The 22,710-nt window shown below is 53.4% G+C and carries 20 protein-coding genes and 1 pseudogene; all 21 read right to left on the reverse strand.

Features of this window, described 5'->3' with window-relative positions:
• A pseudogene (fcf1, locus tag OQV04_RS12550) lies at positions 1-506 on the reverse strand (dTDP-4-dehydro-6-deoxyglucose reductase); the annotation flags it as partial.
• Entirely contained in the window at positions 506-1,375 is an 870-nt protein-coding gene (gene rfbA / locus OQV04_RS12555; RefSeq protein ID WP_001575912.1) for a glucose-1-phosphate thymidylyltransferase RfbA, read from the reverse strand. The gene rfbA and the pseudogene fcf1, both read right to left, overlap by 1 nt.
• A gap of 12 nt (positions 1,376-1,387) precedes the next feature.
• Positions 1,388-2,476, reverse strand: coding sequence for a dTDP-glucose 4,6-dehydratase (gene rfbB, locus OQV04_RS12560; protein WP_001575913.1), 1,089 nt, complete (start codon positions 2,474-2,476; stop codon positions 1,388-1,390).
• Positions 2,477-2,899: 423 nt separating this feature from the next.
• On the reverse strand, positions 2,900-3,790 hold the full coding sequence (gene galF, locus OQV04_RS12565; RefSeq protein ID WP_001575914.1) for a UTP--glucose-1-phosphate uridylyltransferase GalF: 891 nt from the start codon (positions 3,788-3,790) through the stop codon (positions 2,900-2,902).
• A 134-nt stretch (positions 3,791-3,924) separates the two neighbouring features.
• A complete protein-coding gene (gene wcaM, locus OQV04_RS12570; protein ID WP_101969451.1) occupies positions 3,925-5,322 on the reverse strand; it encodes a colanic acid biosynthesis protein WcaM in 1,398 nt (465 codons plus the stop codon).
• Between the two features lie 9 nt (positions 5,323-5,331).
• On the reverse strand, positions 5,332-6,555 hold the full coding sequence (gene wcaL, locus OQV04_RS12575; protein ID WP_001575917.1) for a colanic acid biosynthesis glycosyltransferase WcaL: 1,224 nt from the start codon (positions 6,553-6,555) through the stop codon (positions 5,332-5,334).
• Positions 6,552-7,832, reverse strand: coding sequence for a colanic acid biosynthesis pyruvyl transferase WcaK (gene wcaK / locus OQV04_RS12580; protein ID WP_032281161.1), 1,281 nt, complete (start codon positions 7,830-7,832; stop codon positions 6,552-6,554). Before wcaK ends, wcaL begins: the two co-directional genes overlap by 4 nt.
• 31 nt (positions 7,833-7,863) lie before the next feature.
• Positions 7,864-9,345, reverse strand: a complete 1,482-nt coding sequence (locus OQV04_RS12585; RefSeq protein ID WP_001575919.1) for an MOP flippase family protein — start codon at positions 9,343-9,345, stop codon at positions 7,864-7,866.
• A 9-nt stretch (positions 9,346-9,354) separates the two neighbouring features.
• Positions 9,355-10,749 (reverse strand): undecaprenyl-phosphate glucose phosphotransferase, encoded by a 1,395-nt coding sequence (gene wcaJ, locus OQV04_RS12590; protein WP_001575921.1) that lies wholly within the window; start codon positions 10,747-10,749, stop codon positions 9,355-9,357.
• Positions 10,750-10,881: 132 nt separating this feature from the next.
• Entirely contained in the window at positions 10,882-12,252 is a 1,371-nt protein-coding gene (gene cpsG / locus OQV04_RS12595) for a colanic acid biosynthesis phosphomannomutase CpsG (protein WP_001575922.1), read from the reverse strand.
• Between the two features lie 103 nt (positions 12,253-12,355).
• Positions 12,356-13,792 (reverse strand): mannose-1-phosphate guanyltransferase, encoded by a 1,437-nt coding sequence (gene cpsB, locus OQV04_RS12600; RefSeq protein WP_001575923.1) that lies wholly within the window; start codon positions 13,790-13,792, stop codon positions 12,356-12,358.
• 3 nt (positions 13,793-13,795) lie between these two features.
• Positions 13,796-15,019 carry a colanic acid biosynthesis fucosyltransferase WcaI gene (gene wcaI / locus OQV04_RS12605; RefSeq protein ID WP_001575925.1) on the reverse strand — a complete coding sequence of 408 codons (1,224 nt, stop codon included), beginning with the start codon at positions 15,017-15,019 and terminating at the stop codon, positions 13,796-13,798.
• A complete protein-coding gene (locus OQV04_RS12610) occupies positions 15,016-15,495 on the reverse strand; it encodes a GDP-mannose mannosyl hydrolase (RefSeq protein WP_101969453.1) in 480 nt (159 codons plus the stop codon). Before OQV04_RS12610 ends, wcaI begins: the two co-directional genes overlap by 4 nt.
• A gap of 3 nt (positions 15,496-15,498) precedes the next feature.
• Positions 15,499-16,464: a GDP-L-fucose synthase gene (fcl, locus tag OQV04_RS12615; RefSeq protein ID WP_001575929.1), complete on the reverse strand. Its 966-nt coding sequence runs from the start codon at positions 16,462-16,464 to the stop codon at positions 15,499-15,501.
• Positions 16,465-16,466: 2 nt separating this feature from the next.
• On the reverse strand, positions 16,467-17,588 hold the full coding sequence (gene gmd / locus OQV04_RS12620; RefSeq protein WP_001575931.1) for a GDP-mannose 4,6-dehydratase: 1,122 nt from the start codon (positions 17,586-17,588) through the stop codon (positions 16,467-16,469).
• Positions 17,589-17,612: 24 nt separating this feature from the next.
• Complete coding sequence (wcaF, locus tag OQV04_RS12625; RefSeq protein ID WP_001575932.1) at positions 17,613-18,167, reverse strand: colanic acid biosynthesis acetyltransferase WcaF; 555 nt, start codon at positions 18,165-18,167, stop codon at positions 17,613-17,615.
• Positions 18,168-18,176: 9 nt separating this feature from the next.
• Complete coding sequence (gene wcaE, locus OQV04_RS12630; protein ID WP_032281172.1) at positions 18,177-18,923, reverse strand: colanic acid biosynthesis glycosyltransferase WcaE; 747 nt, start codon at positions 18,921-18,923, stop codon at positions 18,177-18,179.
• 8 nt (positions 18,924-18,931) lie between these two features.
• Positions 18,932-20,155 (reverse strand): colanic acid polymerase WcaD, encoded by a 1,224-nt coding sequence (gene wcaD / locus OQV04_RS12635; protein WP_065357439.1) that lies wholly within the window; start codon positions 20,153-20,155, stop codon positions 18,932-18,934.
• Positions 20,130-21,347, reverse strand: a complete 1,218-nt coding sequence (wcaC, locus tag OQV04_RS12640) for a colanic acid biosynthesis glycosyltransferase WcaC (RefSeq protein ID WP_001575935.1) — start codon at positions 21,345-21,347, stop codon at positions 20,130-20,132. Before wcaC ends, wcaD begins: the two co-directional genes overlap by 26 nt.
• Positions 21,344-21,835, reverse strand: coding sequence for a colanic acid biosynthesis acetyltransferase WcaB (wcaB, locus tag OQV04_RS12645; RefSeq protein ID WP_001575936.1), 492 nt, complete (start codon positions 21,833-21,835; stop codon positions 21,344-21,346). Before wcaB ends, wcaC begins: the two co-directional genes overlap by 4 nt.
• Positions 21,835-22,677 carry a colanic acid biosynthesis glycosyltransferase WcaA gene (wcaA, locus tag OQV04_RS12650; protein ID WP_001575937.1) on the reverse strand — a complete coding sequence of 281 codons (843 nt, stop codon included), beginning with the start codon at positions 22,675-22,677 and terminating at the stop codon, positions 21,835-21,837. The genes wcaB and wcaA overlap by 1 nt, the downstream gene beginning before the upstream one ends.
• Positions 22,678-22,710: the final 33 nt, after the last annotated feature.

The following is a 22,710-nucleotide window of genomic DNA, read 5'->3' on the forward strand; positions in this document are numbered from 1 at the left end:
AGTTCTTTAGCAATAAATCGTAAGTATGTCTCAGTCATAACTTTGCTTAAGCCATAACTGATCTCTGGTAAAAGTGCATCATCTTCAGAAAATGGTGTATCGGATTTTCCGTAAACAGTGCCACCCGATGATGCAAATATAATTTTCTCACAACCATTTTCATATAGGTTTTTGAAAAAACAGACATTCGCATAAACATTTTCCAGACAATCTTTATCGATATTTTTTTTCGATTCATGTGGAAACATAGTTGTTGCCAAATGAATAACTGTCTTAATATTGTGGCGGCTAACTATCTCATGCAGTTCTTTTATACGCTGAGAAGATTCGAGGTAGCTAAATTTATACCAGTTAAAATATTCACTTAGCTCAGGCAACGAGTCTGGTTTATCCGAAATATCGAACGACACTAGTGGGATCTGCCTTTCGACCATTTCGGTGATCAATGCTTTACCTATAAACCCAGCACCGCCTGTAATCAGGACTCCATTTTTTCTAGCATCCATCATTCACCTTTTGCACGTGCTATAATGTATTGACCATAATCATTTTTCTTCATAGGTAGTGCATTTTTTATTGCTTCTTCTTTGCTTAACCAACCATTTCTTAATGCAATCTCTTCAAGACATGCAACCTTGAGGCCCTGAACATTCTGGATGGTTTGCACGAAGGATGACGCTTCATGCAAACTTTCGTGGGTCCCTGTATCCAACCAAGCAAAACCACGCCCCAGTAGCTCTACGTTAAGAGTACCTTCTTTGAGATACATGTCATTAAGATCAGTAATCTCCAGCTCCCCTCTCACTGAAGGTTTAACTTTTTTAGCGAAATCGATAACGCGATTATCATAGAAGTAAAGTCCAGTGACTGCATAATTTGATTTTGGTTTTGACGGTTTTTCTTCAATAGATACAGCCCGCATCTCGCTATCAAATTCAACTACACCGAAGCGTTCAGGGTCTTTCACTTGATAACCAAATACTGTTGCACCGTATTCTCTTGCAACAGCATTCTGCAGGATTTTGATAAATGATTGGCCATAAAAAATATTATCACCCAGCACCAAACAAACTTTATCGTTTCCTATAAATTTCTCACCAATGAGGAATGCCTGCGCTAATCCATCAGGGCTGGGTTGCACGGCATAATTAAGCCGAATACCAAAATTACTGCCATCACCGAGTAACCGCTGGAAACTCGCATTATCTTCTTCAGTGGTTATTATTAATATATCTTGAATACCCGCTAGCATAAGTGTGGAAAGCGGGTAATAAATCATTGGTTTATCATAGATTGGTAATAGTTGTTTTGATACACCACGAGTTATTGGATACAATCTAGTGCCAGAGCCGCCTGCTAAAATAATACCTTTCATCTTTTATCCTTACTACTCTACGAGCCCTAAGCGTTCACCAGCGTACGAACCATCCATCACACGCTGCCACCATTCTTTATTATTTAAATACCAGTGAATGGTTTTAGTGATACCCGTTTCAAACGTTTCTTGCGGCACCCAACCTAAATCTTGTTTAATTTTACTGGCGTCAATGGCATATCTAAGGTCATGCCCTGGACGATCGCTAACATACCGAATCAACTGTTCAAAATTTTCAATGCCATCTGGTTTATCTGCAATCAATTCATCGAGAATGCGACAAATAGTTTTCACTACATCGATATTTTTACGTTCGTTATGACCACCAATATTATATGTTTCTCCCGGCACACCCTTTGTGACGACTTCATAAAGTGCCCGGGCATGATCTTCAACATATAACCAATCTCGAATTTGCTCACCGTTCCCATAAACAGGTAAAAGTTTACCCGCAATTGCATTCAGAATAATTAACGGAATGAGTTTTTCAGGGAAATGGTACGGCCCATAATTATTAGAACAATTTGTCACTATGGTGGGTAATCCATATGTACGCCGCCATGCACGAACTAAGTGATCACTGGATGCCTTAGAGGCGGAATATGGACTGCTAGGGGAATATGAAGTTTGTTCTGTAAACAATGGCAATATTGTATCTGACGATACTTCATCCGGATGAGGAAGGTCACCATAAACCTCATCCGTAGAAATATGGTGGAAGCGAAATGCACCTTTGCGATCTTCACTAAGTGCTAGCCAATACTTACGAGCTTCTTCTAGTAAGATATATGTTCCAACAATATTGGTTTCAATAAAGTCTGCAGGGCCTGTGATTGAACGATCAACGTGGCTTTCGGCTGCCAAATGCATTATTGCATCTGGTTGGTGATGTGCAAAAATATTGGCTATTGCAACGCTGTCGCAAATATCCGCATGCTCAAATTTATACCGCTCGTTATTCTCAATCTCTGTCAGAGATTCCAAATTACCTGCATAGGTAAGTTTATCAACATTGATGACAGAGTCTTGCGTATTATTAATTATATGACGAACAACTGCAGACCCAATAAAACCTGCACCACCTGTAACCAGTATTTTCACTTTGAATTTCCGCTATGACTTATAACTTATGGCTTGATAATATGAATGTTTGTTAAGAACAATCTGAATATTAAAAAAGACACTTATGATTAGACACGCTACCGCCCCTGGCTCTCCAGCTACCAGCGCACTGCACCTTCAATGATAAAAATCATTTATGTCAAGGTAAAAATCCGCAACGACTCCCACCTGCAAACCCAAAAAATTTCGGCAACTATTTTCGTCTTAAATGCATTTGAACTCAAGGAAAAATCTTATAAACGATATGCAACGCCTACATTTCTAACCTATTGTTATTTTTTACTTTGTTTTATGAAATAAAAAGGCAGTGAAGCTAGTAGTAGGTTACCCTACATACTTATGCCCATCTGCCGTTCTAAAACGCCGTTCTTAAATTTGCTTTATCGTTTACTGAGAAACGACTTAAGATAACAACTTTTCAATACTTTTCCTGATCTTAGCCCCTTCCTTCAGGTTGCGCAACCCATACTGCACAAACGCCTGCATATACCCCATCTTCTTCCCGCAGTCGTAGCTCTCACCCGTCATCAGCATCGCGTCAACAGACTGCTTATTCGCCAGTTCGGCGATCGCATCCGTCAGTTGAATTCGGCCCCACGCCCCCGGCACGGTCTTCGCCAGTTCAGGCCAGATATCAGCGGAAAGTACATAGCGGCCTACGGCCATCAGATCGGATTCCAGCGTCTGCGGCTGGTCAGGTTTTTCGATAAAATCAACGATACGGCTAACTTTACCTTCGACATCCAGCGGCTCTTTCGTTTTGATGACGGAGTATTCAGACAGGTCGCCCGGCATACGTTTCGCCAGCACCTGGCTACGCCCGGTTTCGTTGAAACGCGCCACCATGGCGGCAAGGTTGTAGCGCAGCGGGTCGGCGCTTGCGTTGTCCAGCACGATATCCGGCAACACAACCACAAACGGGTTATCGCCGACAATCGGATGTGCGCACAGGATAGAGTGTCCCAGGCCCAACGGCTGCGCCTGGCGAACGTTCATGATGGTCACGCCAGGAGGACAGATAGATTGAACTTCAGCCAGCAGCTGACGCTTCACGCGCTGCTCAAGCAGTGCTTCCAGTTCATACGAGGTATCGAAGTGGTTTTCCACCGAGTTTTTCGATGCGTGTGTGACCAGAACGATTTCTTTGATCCCTGCAGCAACCACTTCGTCGACGATGTACTGAATCATCGGCTTGTCAACGATCGGCAGCATCTCTTTAGGGATGGCCTTCGTGGCAGGTAGCATGTTCATACCCAATCCCGCTACCGGAATGACTGCTTTCAAATTAACCATTATCTTGTCCACCTATATATCGGTTGATGAATTATAGCGATTAAACATGTTTAATCCACTCTGTTTTGTCATAGTACTGATTTGAGTCAGGATGATCCCTGGATGTAATCCGATAATTCAGTGGATTGCCGTGCTCAGCGGCGCGGCAGCGCAAAATTGAGGCGTTCTGTGTTGACAACATGCTGATCGACCCGATCAATATCCACCGCCGCCTGCCCTTTCTCATTCACCGCCCTCACGTTCGCCAGCGACAGCAGCGTATCCTGCTTCGCCATAAACTTCCCACGCACATCCTTGCGTAAATCGAAGTTCAGCTTCAGCGCAGGCCCACGAAAGGAGAGCTGCATCACGTTGATGTTCCTCAAAAAAATGTGTTGCGGTTTGTTATGAATCTCCAGCGAAGCGTGCTTCATGGACAGGTTGGTGATAGAGACAAACGAGGGGTTGTTACCCGAGGAAATTTGAATACCGCGGACCGTATAGGCCAAAGCACTGTTGTCCATCTGTATATTATTCAGGCGGAAGTTTTGCGGTATCGACAAATAATTACCTTTGATAACACCGTAGCCAATCAGCATTCCCGCGCTATTAACCATATCGACACCATCAATAACGAAATTATCACAGCCGTAGATCGCCACCGTGGCGTTATCTATTCCCGCCTGCTTGCTGAATTCCGGCGTGATATTGCTGGCTTTCACATTACGTATAATAAAGTGTTTGCCGTTTTCCACGTGCACCAGCTGGCGGCAGTTGCTGCCGGTGATGTTGGCGACGACAAAGTTTTTCACCGCCTGCTCTTCCGGGTAGCCATTATCGTAGGTGCTGCCGGCCAGGCCGATCCCGATGCCCCAGTTGACCTTACCGTTGGTGCAGTCGATATGGTCGATGACGTGGTCGGAGATAAGGATATTGCGGTCGTTAATCGCCACGTTCCACTCAATGGCGTCGCCCTGCAGATAGCTGAAGTGGCAGTGGGTGATGTTCACATCAAGCCACTGATTATGGTAGCCCTGACGCAGAATACCGTAATTGGCTTTGGTGATGGTCAGGCGGGTAATGGTCAGGTTACGCAGCGTACGCTTGTCTTTCCCGCCGATGAAAATCTGCACCACTGGGCCGTAGCCGCTCATCGTCAATCCGGCAATCGTACAATCACTACCACGGACGTCCAGCGTAATGTTGTAGAGGCTGGCTTCACCGCTGCCGATCACCTGGCAGCCCTTTTGCAGGATAAAGCGCCCGCGCCCGTTGCCTTTCAGGGCACCGGCAACCGCCAGCGTTTTCCCCGGCGGCAGCGTAATCGCCGTATTGATATTGTCGCAAACCACACTCGCTGGCACGTTGACGGTGTCGGCCTGCGCGAAGGCCTCATTGAACGCGCGGATCCAGTCGCCATTGTGCACGTAGTCACGTATGTCCACTGCCGAGCGCTTCTCAGCAGCACGCGCGGCGGTTGCTGAAAGTACCGGTAAGGCCGCGGCAAGCGTTGCCCCGGCGATAAGGAAGTAACGTCGGGTTAAGGTGTGCATAGCGCCTCCTTAGCAAAGCGTCTGCAGCAGGCTGGCAAGCTGCCGGTTAATCACCTGCTGATTAAAATCGGTTTCGACTTTCTCACGTGCGCGCGCCAGCACCGGCTGCAGGCTGTGCGCATCCATCCGGCCAAGTGATTGCAGTTTGTCTGCCAGCGCCGTGGCGTCGTACTCCTCCACCAGCCAGCCGGAATGACCGGAGTCAATCAGTTCCGGGATGCCGCTGTGGACCGTCGACAGCACCGGGATCCCCACCGCCATCGCCTCCATGAGCGCCACCGGAATACCTTCCATATCGCCATCGGCCCCCGTTACCGAGGGCAGCAGGAAGACGTCAGCTTCATCAAGCAGCATTTTCACTTCATGGCTGGGCTTAAAACCCGGCATTTCTACGTGATCTTCCAGCTGATACTGTTCAATCAGGGTGCGCAGACGGCGCTCCCACGGCCCGATGCCGAGGATGCGATAGCGAAAGTTGACGCCACGCTCTTTCAGCTGGCGGCAGGCTTCAATCGCCACATGCAGCCCCTTTTTCTCGGTCAGACGCGCAACGGAGAGTATCTGCAAGCAGCCATCGGGCGCTTTTAGCGGGCGCAGCGAGAAGCGGTCCATGTTTACGCCCATTCTTGATACGGTAATTTTATCCGTCGGGCAGCCCATCGCCTGCAGCCGGTCTGCCCACAGTTGGCTGATGGGCAACATCATGTCGCCGCGGCGGAACAGCTGCTGATATTCGCTGGTGTAGTGGTTCAACACTCCGCGGCTTGAGATATCAATACCGTGAAAGACGGTGGCTATCTTCCCGTCGATCACCCCCAGTTCGCGCAGCTTGGCGGCGGTCACTCCTGCCGGGCCAAAGTGGGCGATGTAAACATCGGCGACAATCGGCGCGGGAGTGCGGCTACAGATAGAAGAGAGGATCAGATTGCGCGCCTCCTGCCCGTAGCGCCGCGCGTTTAACGCCCGCCAGACGGCGGGACGGTGTAAACCGCGCAACGTGCTGAACGCGCGATAGCGTAGCTTCTCCAGCGCCGTTGACGGCTCATCCTGTAACCAGCGAACTTTGTCCGCCAGTTGATACTGGGTATAAGCCGCATGAGTATTGGTCAGGTCGCCCTTTTGTAGGGCGACAATCTCCACCTCATAACCCATCTCGATGAACGCCACGATCTGGTTTAAGACAAACGTCTCAGACGATAAAGGAAATTTCAGCAGGAAGAAGCTGACTTTCATCGGCCCTCCCGGATGCGGTTCAGCACCGATTCAATCATGGTGAAGCCCTTCTGGCGTTCCCCCTCCACCGCCGCGGCGACTTTCTCGCCCAGCGCCGGAAGCTGGTTGAGAATATCGCCCACCACGCCTTGCATCGAGCCGTCGAGCAGGTGACGAATGTCGATGGCCATCTCAGGCATACCCAGCTGCTGCATAATGCCCGCTGATTTGTGCTCGTAGTTAATGGCAATCGCCGGCGTGCCGAAGTTCATCGAGATGATCGCCGAGTGCAGGCGGGTACCAATGGTCAGTTCGCAGGAGGCAAGAATTTTGCCAATCTCCACGTCATTAAGTTCGTCCATGGCGATGTGGAAATGCTCGCGGTTTTTGACGTACTGCGCCATGCGCAGCGCGACCATGCGGTCATCGCGGTTGTAGCGGTCGATACTGGTGCAAGTAGAAAGCGCCAGCACCTGATAACCGTCGTCAATCATACGGTTCACCACCTCGGCAAACGCTTTTTCATAGGCCTGCTGGGTTGTACCCAGACGCTTATCAAACGGCTCCAGCTCGCGCAGAGTAATCGCCACGGTTTTACGCTGTGCGGTCAGGTTCAGCCAGTGCTGTACCGCGTAGCTCGGTTCGAAACTGTCGTTACGATGCTCAACCAGCCAGGCGGTGTCCACGCCCTGCTCCACCTTACCGGTGTCGATATTCGCCTTCGCCATCAGCTCACGGCTGACGGTTTCACGCAGAATCAACGCGTTAGTGCGGCCAAAGACGTAGTTCGCCAGCTCGTTGAAGTCCGGGTTCTGGAACGGGCCAACGCTGTGGCCAATCATGTAGATAGGCTTGTTGGCCATAAAGGCGCACAGCGGGTACTCAAAGTGAGTCAAGCCGTAGAGATCGACGTAGTTCGACCCACCTACCTGAATAATCGCGTCATAGTTGCCAAGGAAGCGCACAAACTCATGAAACTCTGGCGCAATTTCAAAGTTGCGCAGTTTGCCTTCGCCGGTCACCTTGGCCAGCAGGATCTTGTGCTGGAAGCGGCGACGCAGCACTTTCTTCACGCGCCCGCTCACCCCTGCAGCCGCCTGCTGTTTCTGGCTCAGCTGATACAGCGGATCGGCAATAATCTCACGCCCCTGCAACCAGGAGGAACTGATCGGGAAACGGCTCATTACGTCCATTTCAACGTCCGGCTGCTGGCGAAGAATCGCATCGAGCAGGCCGCGCATAATCGCGCTGTCGCCGCGGTTGCCGCAGGTGTGGTTTCCCAAAATTAGTAATTTCATCATGGCCTCATCAAAAAGGGGTTCAAGCAAATCAATCAGGAACGCGTAATAACGTTTTCAGTTTTCCGCTCCGACAGAGCGGTTTTTTTAGTTCAAGCAACAGGCTGTGGCGTGACAGCATGATCACCAGCGCAAAGCTGACTACCCCCGCCAGCACCTGCATCGCCAGCAGCGCCGAGAGCGAAACGCTGCCTTCCAGCAGTCGCCCCACCGCGTAGCTTGAAATCAACGTCGGCAGAGAGAGACGGAACGGCAGCCACAGGCTCAGCAGGTAATCGCGGTAGCCCGGCCCCAGCACCGGTTTGATCATCACGAAATAGCTGAGGATGGTGTTGATGATTTGCACCAGCAGGAAGCCCAGCGTGACGCCAATCGCGCCGCCGAGCTGCCCGCCGATAATCACCGCAGGAATAAACAGGAAGGTCTTAAAGACGTTGAATTTAAAGCTGATATCCACTCGCGCTTTAGCCATCAGCAGCGAACCGATTGGGTTGCCCACCGAGCGCAGCAGCCCCACCACGCACAGCAACTGGAGGATTGGCACGATGTGCAGCCATTTGTCGCCGAACACCAGCGGCACAAAGTTATTGCTCACCACCATCAGCCCCAACAGCGCCGGGAAATTGATGATCCCCACCACCGACAGCAGCTTGTAGAAGTTCACTCGCAGCTTGTCGGTGTCGTCCTGAATCTTGGCGAACGCCGGGAACAGCACGCGGGTGATGATTGGGTTAAGCTTCATCGGCGGCACCACCGCCACGTTGTAGGCGAGGTTATAGCCCCCGGCCACGCTGGCGCCGAGGATGCGCGCGAGCGTCAGCGTCGACAGGTTAGTGTTGATGTAGTTAACAATACTGTCCGCCGTCAGCCACGCGCCGAAGCGCAGGTTCGGCATGACCGTGGTCAGCGAAAAATGCAGACCTGGACGGTAAATCTTGCGGCCAAAATAGCCGAACAGCAGCGTACGCACGGCGCTGTTGACCAGATAACCCAAAATTGCGGTCATCGCCAGCGGCCAGAAGCAGGCGCTAATCACCGTAAAGGTAAAGCCCGACAGCACCGCTGCGGTCTCAATGGAGCCGATTTTGTTAAACTCCAGCTCTTTTTGCATCAGCGCACGAAATTGCTGGCCGTGGGGGATCACCACGAAGGCCAGCGACAGCGTTTTGATCAACGGCGCGAGATCCGGGTTGTGCAGCAACCGCGCAATGGTATCGCTCAGCAGATACACCGCGGCAAACACCGCAATCCCCAGCCCGACGTTCAGCCAGTAGAGCGTGGTCAGCTCAATCTGGCTGATGGCTTTACGCTGAATAATCGAGTTGGCGATACCAAAATCCGACAGCGTGTCCGCCAGCGCGATAATCACCAGCGACACGGTGAGCAGACCAAACTGATGGCCGTCAAACAGCCGCGCCAGCACGGTCATCTGCGCCAGCCCCAGGCCAATAATCACCACCGTCGCCATCGCCGACCATTTCGCGCCATTGATGGTTTTTTCTCTCAGGCCCATGTCACTTCCTCAGTAGGCTGCTTTGTTGACAAAGCCTTTGAATACCGTCAGGAAGACGATCTTGATATCGAGCCACAGGCTCCACTCGCGGATGTATTCGAGATCGAACTCCACCCGTTTTTCCATCTTCTCGAGGGTATCGGTTTCACCGCGCCAGCCGTTGATCTGCGCCCAGCCGGTAATACCAGGCTTCACTTTGTGGCGCAGCATGTAGCCTTCAATCAGTTGACGGTACTGTTCGTTGTGCGCCACCGCGTGCGGACGCGGGCCGACGATAGACATGCCGCCGGTGAGCACGTTGATAAACTGCGGCAATTCATCCAGCGAGGTGCGGCGCAGGAAGTTGCCGACACGGGTCACACGCGGGTCGTTTTGCGTCGCCTGTTTCACCACCTTGTCGTTCTCCATGACCTTCATCGAGCGGAATTTCCACACTTTGATCGGCTTACCATCCATACCGTAGCGGGTCTGGCGGAAGATGATGGGGCCCGGCGAACTCAGCTTCACCGCCAGCGCGATACAGCACAGCGCAGGCGAAATCAGCAGCAGAATGCCCAGCGCCAACACGATATCCTCCAGCCGTTTGATAATACGATTCACCCCGGAGAGCGGCGTGTCGTACAGCGGCACCAGCGGAATACCGTTCACCACCTCTACGCGTGAATGCAGGATGTTGAAGGTGAAAACATCCGGGATCAGCAGCACCGAGCAGGTGGTGTCGGCGAGAGAACGGACCACCTCTTTAATCTGGCTCTCTTCCTGCATCGCCATCGAGATGTAGACGTTGTGGATTTTGCCGCTGCGGGCATCGTCGAGTAGTTGTTCAAGATTGCCCATCCAGTCGGCGTTAACGCCGCCTGGTTTAGCATCGTAATAGCTGCCGACCACTTCATAGCCCAGCCACGGCTGGTTGCGGAAGCTTTCGAGCAGCGCCTGCCCTTCCGGCATGTCCCCGGCGACGGCCACATAGCGGGTGTTATAGCCGCGATGGCGCAGCATGCCAGCGCCGTAGCGAATGAACGCGCGGCTCGCCAGCATGCCGATGGTGCTAATCAGATACCACGCCAGCCACATGGTAAAGTTGGTATTAAAATCATCGTTAAACGCCAGCAGTCCGGCGGCAAACACCAGGCTCAGCGTCCAGTTCTGCAACAGCAGCAGCAATTCGGTGGTGATACGCACGCCGCGCCAGGAGCGGTAGAAATCGGTAATCCCGCCAATCATCTGGAAAACGACCAGCGTCACCAGCGCCATCAACAGATGGAGATATAAAAACGGCAACGCAACCGCCTGACACACCAGCCACAATCCCCCCAACATGATGGTGATGTCGGAAAAACGCTGCACCATGGAGATTAACGATGCATTCGTTTTAGCTCGTTCGCGCTTTTTTAGAGTCGTCATCGTTGGTCCTATTCGTCGTTTCCCTTCACCCCGCCTCTCTCCCCAAAGGGGCGAGGGAGAAAAACCAATCCGCAGCCTGCACGTTCGGTTCCCTCTCCTCTCTGGGGAGAGGGTTAGGGTGAGGGGCAATAATTACTGATTAAGCAACGCCAGAATGTCCTGCGTTCGCGCCTGCATCAGCGGCGTATTTCCGCGAGACTCCACGTTTAAGCGCACCACCGGTTCGGTATTGGAAGAACGCAGGTTGAAGCGCCAGTCGGCAAACGCCAGGCTGATGCCGTCAGTACGGTCGATCTCCAGCGCGCTGCCGGCAAAGTGTGCTTCCACGCGGGCAATCGCTTCTGACGGTGCCGCCAGATGACTGTTGATTTCACCGCTCGCCGGGAACGCCGCCATGCGGTCGCGCACCAGTTCACCCAACGTTTTGCCCTTCAGGCACAGCAGTTCGCTGACCAGCAGCCAGGGGATCATGCCGCTGTCGCAGTAGGCAAAATCACGGAAGTAGTGGTGAGCGCTCATTTCACCGCCGTAAACCGCGTCGTCCTGACGCATGCGCTCTTTAATAAAGGCATGACCAGTTTTCGACATCACTGGCGTGCCGCCCGCCGCCGTGACGACGTCCACGGTGTTCCACGACAGACGCGGGTCGTGAATGATGCGCGCGCCGGGGTTCTTTTCGAGGAAGGCTTCCGCCAGCAGGCCGACGATGTAGTAGCCCTCGATAAACTGCCCTTTCTCGTCGAACAGGAAGCAGCGGTCGAAGTCGCCATCAAAAGCGATACCCATATCGGCACCGTATTTGATGACCGCATCGCGGGTATCCGCGCGGCACTCCGGCAGCAGCGGGTTAGGAATACCGTGCGGGAAGGTTCCGTCCGGGGTGTTGTGCACTTTGATCAGGTTCACCGGCACATTCAGCGCTTTGAAGCGGGCTTCCAGCGCGTCAATCACCGGGCCTGCCGCGCCGTTACCGGAGTTCACCACCAACTTCAGCGGCGTCAGGTTTTGCACGTTGATGTAGCCCAGCAGGTGGTCGATATAGGCGTCACGCAGGTTGATTTTCTGGTAGCTACCGCGCGCGGCCTCATTGACCGGCGGGAAGTCGTTGGCTTCCGCCAGGCGCTGTACGTCGCGCAGGCCGGTATCGCCGCTGATGGGGCGTGCGCCTTCCCGCACCAGCTTCATGCCGTTGTAATCCATCGGGTTATGGCTGGCGGTCACTTCGATACCGCCATCAACGCCGAGATGGAAGGTGGCGAAGTAAATCTCTTCGGTGCCGGAAAGCCCGATATCGAGCACGTCAACGCCCGCGTCGCGCAGGCCATTGGCTAACGCCAGTTTCAGCGCCTCGCTGGTCAAGCGCACATCGCCGCCCAGCACGATAATTTTCGGCTTCAGATATTCACCGTAAGCGCGGCCAATGCGCCACGCGATGTCTTCATTCAGCTCTTCACCGAGCTTGCCGCGGATGTCGTAGGCTTTAAAACAGGTTAATTTCGTCATGTTTTTACCTTTCTTCAGGCAACAGTTCGCCCTGACCGTTATGGCCATCAATTTTGGTGTCGTGATTTGCCGGATGCGCCGCGCTTATCCGGCCAGCCGGGCGCTACACGCGCCCGTAACGATCCTGGAAACGCACCACGTCGTCCTCTTCCAGATAGGCGCCAGATCGCACCTCAATCAGGTCGAGCGGGATTTTCCCCGGGTTTTCCAGGCAGTGGGTGACGCCAAGGGGGATATAGATAGATTCGTTCTCACCCAGCAGCGTAATTTGGTCATTGAGAGTGACTTTGGCGGTGCCCGCCACCACGATCCAGTGTTCCGCCCGGTGGTGATGCATCTGCAGCGACAGCCCTTCCCCCGGCTTCACGGTGATGCGCTTAACCTGATAGCGATCGCCGGAATCAATCGAGTCATACTTGCCCCACGGGCGGTAGACTTCCCGGTGGATGTGGTGTTCGTGGCGGCCGTCGGCCTTAATCTTCTCGACCACCTTTTTCACGTCCTGCACCGCGTTGCGATCGGCGATAAGCACCGCGTCTTTGGTTTGCACCACCACCAGGTCCTTTACCCCGACGGTCGTCACCAGGCCAGACTCTGCATAGACATAGCTGTTTTCGGTTTTATGGCTGATGACATCGCCATGGTGCACGTTGCCTTCCGGCGTATGGTTGCTTATCTCCCACAGCGATGACCAGGAGCCGACATCGCTCCAGCCCGCGTCCATCGGCACCACTACCGCATCCGCGGTCTGCTCCATCACCGCATAATCGATGGATTCGTCCGGGCAGCTCAGGAACGCCGCTTCATCGACGCGGATAAAGTCGAGATCCGGGTCGGTGACGTCCATCGCTTTTTCGCAGGCGCGAAGAATATCCGGGCGATATTTGCCCAGCTCTTCCAGATAGCGCCCGGCGCGGAACAGGAACATGCCGCTGTTCCAGTAATATTCACCGCTGGCGACATAGGCCTGTGCGGTATCGAGATTGGGTTTTTCGACAAACTGCGCGACGTCGAAGGCCAGCGTGTCGTCGGTACCCGGCGTGACATCACCACGGCGAATATAGCCGTAGCCGGTTTCCGGCACGTTCGGCACGATACCGAAGGTCACCAGCTTGCCATTTTCAGCATACGGCGTGGCATGACGAACCGCCGCGCGGAAGGCCTCTTCGTCCTGAATCACATGGTCCGCCGCCAGCACCAGCATCAGCGGGTCGCAGTCCGGTTCGCGACGCTTAGCCGCCAGCGCCGCCAGGGCGATGGCTGGCGCCGTGTTGCGCCCTGCCGGTTCCAGAATAATGTTTTCGGTCAGCTTGTTGAGTTGACGCAGCTGTTCCGCCACGATAAAGCGGTGTTGCTCATTGCAGATCACCACCGGGCTGGCGCACTTCACGCCGTCCAGCCGGTTCACCGTGGCCTGCAGCATGGTCATGTCCCCTTTCAGGCACAGGAACTGTTTGGGGTACAGCACTCTGGACAGCGGCCACAGTCGGCTACCCGAGCCACCGGCCATCACGACCGGGAAAAGCGTAGTTTGACTCATCGTTTAACCCCGAATATCAGCAATAAATTGGTTGAGAACGTGTTCTTTATCGAGCGAACGTTCGGCCCAGGCGCGGGCGACCGCATTTCGCTTCGGCATCTTCAGCGCCTGCTCAATCCCTTCCACCAGCGACGGAACCGATTCAGGCGTCACGCACACCGCAATGCCCGGATTGTCCAGACATAGCTGGCCCAGCTCGGTCTGCAGTTCAGCGGTAATCACCGCGTTGCCGCCCACCGCCAGAATATTGGTCAGCTTGGAAGGCAACACCGCATCCGCGGCGCCACGCTTCTGAATCACCAGATGGCAGTCGCCAATCGCCAGCAGCGCGGGTAAATCTTCGTACGACTGCAGCGGCAGGAACTTGACGTTATCCAGCCCGCGTTCGGCGACCATTTTTTCCAGCCGCGCTTTACCGCCGCCCTGACCGACAATGGCAAACAGCCACGGCTGTTCACGTAGCTGTTCGGCGGCAGTAATCACGCTCTCCAGCCCCTGTTTCTCACCGATATTGCCGGAGTAGAGAATAATTTTGCGTTCATCCGGCAGGCCAAGACGCTGACGCAGCGCCATCACCAGCGTTTCCGGCACCTCGCGAAAACGGGAAACTTCCGACCAGTTGGGGAAGAAAATCACCTTCTCCGGCGCAACGCCCTTCTCGCAGGCTTTGTTCATCATTGAGCGCGAGATGGTCGATACGTTGTCAACGTTGTGCAGCCCGCTACGCTCAAAGGCGCTGGCAAGTTTTGCCACCTTGCCGGCGCGACCGTTGCCTGCCATGCCCAACCCCAGCATGGCGTCGACTTCATAATCCTGAATATGCAGCAGCGTCCGCGCGCCGGAGAGCTTCGCCAGCAGGCGCATACCGGGGGTGCAGAACAGCGTCGGCACTACGCCGATAATGCGATCCGGCTTCCAGCGGCGTTGGGCCATCAGCGGGAAGAAACTGCTGAGCGCAAAGCTGCCGAGATGGATCAAACGCTTCAGCGTCGACGGCTGCTTTGGCACATACAGCGGGCAGCGCCAGACGGTGGCATCGCCGTTTTCCCGGCGGTAACGCCAGCTTGAGTATTTCGCGCCAACCTGCCATTCCGGATAGTACGGCGGCGCGGTAATCACTCGCACCTCGTGACCCTGCTGCACCATCCACTCGACCATTTCGCCGGTGTATTTGCCGATGCCGGTGAGTTCAGGCGAATAGTTGATGCCATACACCAGAATCTTCATAGGCCCTGCACCTCGGCCAATTTGTCGACCCGGAAATAGGCGCGGCTGTTTTCATGAACGTTGTCCGACGCCAGTAACGCAGGCGGTGTCAGCCAACGGTACTCATTATGCTGATCGTCCGGCAGCGTTAAGGTCCCGGCGTCCACCTGCAGGCGGAAACCAAGCACAATGTAATGGGTCGAAAAATCCGTACCGCAGAAATTCTCGTCATAGAAATGCTGCCAGACTCCGTAAAAGCGGCCTGCCGTCATCGGCAGGCTCAGCCCCAGTTCGGCCTCGGTCAGGCGGGCAAACGCCTGTTCCAGCGTTTCATCTTTCTGTACCCGCCCGCCCGGCACAAACCAGTACCCCTGCGCCGGACGATTGTTGCGCTTACCCAGCAAAAACTCGCCCTGCGCGTTCTCGACGATCAAATCGATGGAGATCAGCGGCGTAGACTGCACCACGGTGGCAAACGCTTCCTGGCTCAGAAACATGCGTTACCCCCGGAAGCGGTGCTGGCTTTCCAGAAACCACTGGTAAGTGCTGGCAAGACCAGCCTCCAGCGAGATTTCGTGGTACCAGCCCAGTTGATGCAGGCGAGAAACATCGAGCAGCTTGCGCGGCGTGCCGTCGGGTTTGGTGGCATCAAACACCACCCGCCCTTTAAAGCCCACCACTTTCACCATCGTCTGCGCCAGTTCACGAATGGTGCAGTCAACGCCGGTGCCAACGTTAATATGCGACAGCATAGGCTGCGTGTTTTCGAGCCAGACGCCGCGATCCAGCTCCATCACATGGATACTGGCAGCCGCCATATCGTCCACATGCAGGAACTCGCGCATCGGCGTGCCGCTCCCCCACACCACCACGTCCGCGGCGTTTTGCTGTACCGCTTCATGGAAGCGGCGCATCAGCGCCGGAATAACGTGCGAATTGCTCGGGTGGAAGTTATCGTTCGGCCCGTACAGGTTGGTCGGCATCACCGAGCGATAGTCGCGATTATGCTGGCGGTTGTAGGACTCGCACAGCTTGATACCGGCAATTTTCGCAATCGCGTACGGTTCGTTAGTCGCTTCCAGCGTGCCCTGCAGCAGCTCGCTTTCGTGCATTGGCTGGTTAGCCATTTTCGGATAGATGCACGATGAACCGAGAAACAGCAGCTTATTCACGTTGTGCGTATGCGCCGCGTGAATAATGTTGCTTTCAATCATCATGTTCTCGTAGATGAAATCCGCCGGGAAGGTGTTGTTGGCCACAATGCCGCCCACCTTTGCCGCCGCCAGATACACCTGATCAATATTTTCAGCGGCGAAGAAGTCGTTCACTTCGCGGCTATCCAGCAGGTTGAGCTCATCGCGGCCGCGAACCACCAGATCCACGTCGCCGCGTTGTGCAAGCTGTCGGACGATGGCCGAGCCCACCATTCCCCGGTGGCCCGCCACAAAAATACGTTGTCTGGTCATACTTAAGACTCCAGCGCGATCGCCACTTCATAACCGTGGGATTTCAGCAGGGAATGTTTCTTCGCTGCTTCCAGGTCTTTGGCGACCATTTCAGATACCATCTCCTGCAGGGTGGTTTCCGGTTTCCAGCCGAGTTTTTCATGCGCTTTGGTCGGGTCGCCGAGCAGGGTTTCAACTTCTGCCGGACGGAAGTAGCGCGGATCCACGGCCACCATCACATCGCCCGGTTTCACGCCCGGCGCATCGTGACCGGTGACGGAAACGACAATCCCTTTTTCTTCCACGCCTTTACCTTCAAAGCGCAGTTTAATACCCAGCTGTGCCGCCGCCATTTCGACGAACTGGCGAACCGAATACTGCACGCCGGTGGCGATAACGAAATCTTCCGGATGGTCCTGTTGCAGCATCATCCACTGCATTTTCACGTAGTCTTTGGCGTGGCCCCAGTCGCGCAGAGAATCCATGTTGCCGAGGTACAGGCACTTCTCCAGGCCCTGAGCGATGTTAGCGATCGCACGGGTGATTTTACGCGTCACAAAGGTTTCGCCGCGGCGCGGAGACTCGTGGTTGAACAGGATGCCGTTACAGGCGTACATGTCGTAAGATTCACGGTAGTTGACGGTGATCCAGTAGGCATACAGTTTGGCGACCGCATACGGCGAGCGCGGATAGAACGGAGTGGTCTCTTTTTGTGGAATTTCCTGCACCAGGCCGTACAGTTCCGAAGTGGAAGCCTGATAGAAACGCGTTTTCTTCTCCAGCCCTAGGAAGCGGATGGCTTCCAGCAGACGCAGCGTGCCCATCGCATCCACGTCGGCGGTATATTCCGGCGACTCAAACGACACGGCAACGTGGCTCATTGCGCCGAGGTTATACACTTCATCCGGCTGCACTTCCTGCAGAATGCGCGTCAGGTTGGAGCTGTCGGTCAAATCACCGTAGTGCAGGTGAAATTTCGGGTTGCTGCTGTGCGGATCCTGATAGATGTGATCGACACGTTCGGTGTTAAAGGAAGAAGCACGGCGTTTAATCCCGTGAACTTCATAGCCTTTTTCCAGCAGCAGTTCTGCCAGATAAGAACCGTCCTGCCCCGTTACGCCGGTAATAAGTGCGACTTTTGACATTCTATTTTCCTCAAATTGTCCCGTTTAGGGAGTCACTTTCTCTACGCGCTCACGCGTAACCACTGCGGGATTGCCACGGCAAATCATATTTGCCGGTAGCGATTTAAAAACGCTGCTGCGGGCACCGACGATTGTGCCCTCGCCAATCGTGACGCCGGGGGCAACAAAAACATCTGTCGCCAGCCAGCATTTCTCACCAACCACAATCGGCGCAGCGTTAATATCGAAATGCGCGCTCTGATAATCGTGGCTGCCGGTGCACAAATAGCATTTCTGCGAAACCACCGAATTTGCCCCAAGGGTTATTTCACCCAAGGTATATAACACTGCCTCATCGCCCACCCAGGCATAATCTCCAATGGTTAATTTCCATGGGTAAGTGATTTTTACCGACGGGCGAATGACTACGTTTTTTCCTATTTTTGCGCCAAACAGACGTAATAAAAATGCGCGCCAGCGATACAATATCTGTGGAGACCAGGCAAATAATGTGGCCTGAACCGCCCACCATATTTGTACTTTTATGCCCCCGGCGCCGCGAAAACCTTTTGGTACCGAAAAGCCCGATAATTCCTGCATTTGGTATCCTTATGCTTTGTGATATAAGGCTTTTGCTTTCCCCGTTGTGCGCAGACGTAATAAATAAGATAATTCTGCAAGCAGGCCCGGCATACGTAATATTTCACGCTGCACTTTTTTTGCATCCTGGCACAACTGTAGATTATTTGTGGTGGACACGCCGCCCATCGAAAATTCCGACACCAAGCCTTTAATACGTTTAAAGGCATATCCCGACTTATACATCCGCGCCGCCAGCGCATAATCAGAAGAGACACGATACTGCACATCATAAGGATGATTTTTCAGCCCACGCAGCGGGAAGAAAATAGCCTGATGGCTAGCCGGTAGGCTGTGATAAATATACCAACCCTGCTTAGCGCTACGGCGAATCTGGGTGCCGTCGCCAAAGTCCAGCATCGCATCGCCAAGGTACATGGCATCATCGCTTTTACCGCGCAGCTGACGGACGAACTGCGACACATCCGGATGAAAGCTGTCGCCGGAATTCAGAAACAGCACAAACTTGCCCTGCGCCATGCGGATGCCTTTGTTCATCGCATCGTAAAGCCCTTTATCCGGTTCGCTGACGTAGCGTAAGTGGTACTGGCCGTTACGTTTTTCGAGGAACTCTGCGGTGCCATCGTTAGAACCGCCATCCACCACAATCCACTCGAAAGTGAGGCTGGGATCGTTTGCCAGATGGGCCAGAGAACGCCAGGTTTTCACCACGCCATCAACGTTACGAAACGCGACGGTAACCACGCTTAACAACATGCTTCACCTCATCTGCTGTCAGCAATATTCAGCGCTTTACGCAGAATAAAAGGACAAACAATTAAAAATGCATATTCCGGACTAAATATCGAACCGGTAAAAAATAATGATATCGGCGTGAAAAGATACAGCTGCACGGCGAAATTACGATTATTCCCAAAAGCGTTAATGAACATTTTAAATACGTAGTACAGATACCCAGCCGTTAATATCACAGCGAACCACGAAAAATAAATCATTAACAGATACAGACCATTGTCTATGGTTTTACCGACATCCGCACCGTTAAATATTCCGAATGATGCAACATATTCGTAAAGAGAACCAAAACGCACGACCCCATCAATGCTGGTTAATGAATAACCGACCATCACCAATGGACCAATTATACGGTAATACGATGACGATCCTTCCGTTCCTAAATCACCAATACGCTCGGCAATATAGGGGAATGCAAACACCAGACCGATAAAAAATGCGCCTAATGAGATAATCGCCAACGGTAACTTTTTCTTGATCGCTTCTTTGTTCAGGTACTGGAAAGCCCACTCCAGCAGATAGAACAGGATAAATGTCATAACCCCAGAAAACGATCCAGAAAGAATTATCCCTGCCAGAATCATAGCATCAGACTTCGGGGTTTTGATACCAAACTGTTTGATGCAAAGCCAAATTGAGATTAATGCCAGAGCAAAAAATGCCGGTTCGAAATATAACGCAGTGGTGCGCTTTCCACCGAATTTGATAAAATTCAGCACATAGCTATTACTGTAAATAAGATATTTCGAAATCGTCGCTATCAAACTGCTGCCGCCGGTGAGAATAATCTGCGCCATCTCCAGCGCCGCCAGCGCCACCACCAGGGTAATCACCACATAGAAAAAACGCAGGATCTTACGGTGGTTATGCGGTGAAATGGTTTTGAAGCGAATGCTCCAGACCATGCCGATAATGATCACGATATAGACAAACAGCATCGTCGAGGTGACATATTTGCTGGGGTCCAGCGATTGTCCAAACAGATAGTTGAACAACGTCAATCCCACGCCCAGTCCGAGGGCAATCATCAGTTTTTTCAGATTAATGCGTTCAACAAACAACAGCAGCAACAGCGGAAGGAACGTCACAATGGTAATGGGGAAGCTCTCCCCCAGCTGCGCCAGCTTCACGTTAACCAACAGGTAGATTAACGGCAGCAGCAGATAGCTACAGACTCTGATAGAACGAGACATATTCCTCCAGCATCTGTTGTCCGCTGTAAGCTTTGCGGCTACGCGCGCTAAAGTTCTCCAGCGTGGTGCCAAAAATCTGCTCGGCGATCTCCGCTTTCGGTTGCTGTACCAGGGTGAGCACCTCGGCCTCATCCACCGTATGGCCGCCGGATTTTGCCAGCACCTCTTTTGCCGCCTCGCTATGGGTAGCAATGACCGGCACGCCAATCGATAACGCTTCGCACAGAATCAGCGGGTAATTATCTACCCGCGAGCTGAACAGCAGAGCGTCCAACGGGTTCAGTTCGCTCATCAGTTGGCGTTTATCGGTCAGAAAACCGTGGTTCACCACGTTGCTGCCCTCAAACGGCGAGAACTTACCAAAGGTATGGACCTCGACCTTATCGCCCAGCGCGATAATATCGCGCACCAGCTGCTGGTTGGTTTTGCCGTCATAGCGCAGGTCGTGAGCCACCACGGCGATTTTAGGCCGCGAGGAGAAGCGTTTTACCGGCGTCAGCTCGGCAAGAATCGCTTCGGTGGCGACGTCGATCCCGTTATTGATAATCTGGCAGCGCCCTGCGCCGTAGAGGCTGTTAAAGGCCTCGGCAACATGCTGACTGGGTGAAATAAAACGGCAGCCCAGCGCCAGCATCTGGCGGAAAAGTTGACGTTTTTCATCGACCAGCGCATGTGCGCGATCGACCTTCACCGGCGGGTAGTTACTCAACGTTGGGCACTTCTGACAGCCGCTTTTCCAGCCTTCGCAGCCGTCAAGAAAGGCACAGCGCCCGGTCACGCTCCAGTGATCGTGCAGCGTCCAGATAAAAGTCGCATCGCTTTTATGCGCCTTCACCCGCTCGCAGAAGTTCACCACATCCGCCAGATTCAGCCAGTAGCTGTGCATGACGTGAAAATGCAGTACCACCGGGCCGTCAGTACGGGTGACCTGGCGATACAGGTTATTGAGGTTGCCAAACACATCGCGGTTAAACAGGCGGAACAGCGCCAGGTTCGCCATTGAGGTTAACCGTCCGGTCTGCTTCACCACCTGCGGATAACGGTCATGGCTGACGCTCTTCTTACCGCCTTTGCCATAGCCGTAGACAAATTTTGACGACAGCCCCTGACGGAGTGCGCGCTGATGCAGATCCAGCGCCACGCCCGCCGCGCCGCCTTCGGCCAGACGGACGTTAAATTGCAGAATATTCATTTGATTACCTTCACTCGCGCTTTTTCGCCCACCACCAGCGCATGGTCCGGAACGTCGTCCAGCACCACGCTGCCCGCGCCAATGGTCACGTGGTTACCGATGGTAATACCGCCGATAATCATCACGTTGGCCCCCAGCTCAACGCCATCACCAATCCTTGGGCACGCCAGACTCTCCGGGCCGCGATTGCCGATAGTGATGCCGTGACGAATCGTGAAATCGTCTCCCGCCACCACGTTTTTATTGATCACCACGGCATAACCGTGGTGGATGGTGAAACGTCGGCCAATGGTCGCCGCCGCCTGGATTTCATAGCCGAAGAAACATTCGGTGATAATGCGGTACAGCACCAGCACCGGCGCCGCCCACAGGTTGTTCAGCACATTTTTCTTGCGCCACACCGAGCAAAAATGAGCCACACGGTAGGCGATCACCATGCAGCAAGGGCGCAGGCTCCAGCTGTTGGCATGTAAATCTTCCAGTAGCATCATTTACTCCGCAGTCCGTCGACCCAGCGTTTGCCGTTGCGCACCGACAGCAGCGTCAGAAACGTCTTCCAGGTCATGCGCTTATTACGAATTTGATAGAGCGTGAACAGCTGATACTTCTTACTCGCCCGATCAAACTTCTCTTTGTGCTTGCGGTAGAAGCTGAAGTAGCCGGAAAACTTTTTGGGTGACGAGGTGATCTGCATTTCACCGTGGTTGATGTGCAGAATCTGCGTAGCGGCTTCAATCTTCCACGGCTCGCCGTAGGCCACCACCATGCGCAGGAAAATATCGTAGTCCTGCGCCGCCTTCAGTTCGGTATCAAACAGGCTTTCTTTAAAACGCCAAGCCCAGCTAAACACCTGATTGCCAATGATGTTGCGCTTATAGAACAACTGACGGGAGAACGGCGATTTCGGGTACAACGGCAGGCTGGCAGGCTGCGAGTACACCTCCCCTTCGCAGACGTAGTCATCGGCGTACAAAAAGGCGTGATCCATCAATTGCTGTTTATGTTCGAGAAACAGCGAAAGGCGGTTGGATGTCCACTCATCGTCATCATCAATACCGGTGATAAACTGCCCTTTGGCCTGCAGAATGGCCTGATTGCGTACCGCGCATGCTCCGGAGTTAAAATCGTTGCGCGTGTACTGTACGCGGCGATCGTTGAGTTCGATGACAAACTGCTGAAGCTGCTCATAGCTGCTGGAGCAGTCATCGACGATAATCATTTCCCAGTGAGGATAGTCCTGACGCAGTACCGATTTGATGGCGCGAATGGCCAGCTGCTGTCGGTTCCAGGTCGGCATATAAATGGAGATCAACGGGTTGTCTGTTGTCATGGTATATCCCCGAATAAGCGTTTGAGCGGTTGT

Source organism: Escherichia sp. Lx600-2 (genome assembly GCF_036662595.1).
GTDB classification, from domain to species: Bacteria; Pseudomonadota; Gammaproteobacteria; order Enterobacterales; family Enterobacteriaceae; genus Escherichia; species Escherichia coli.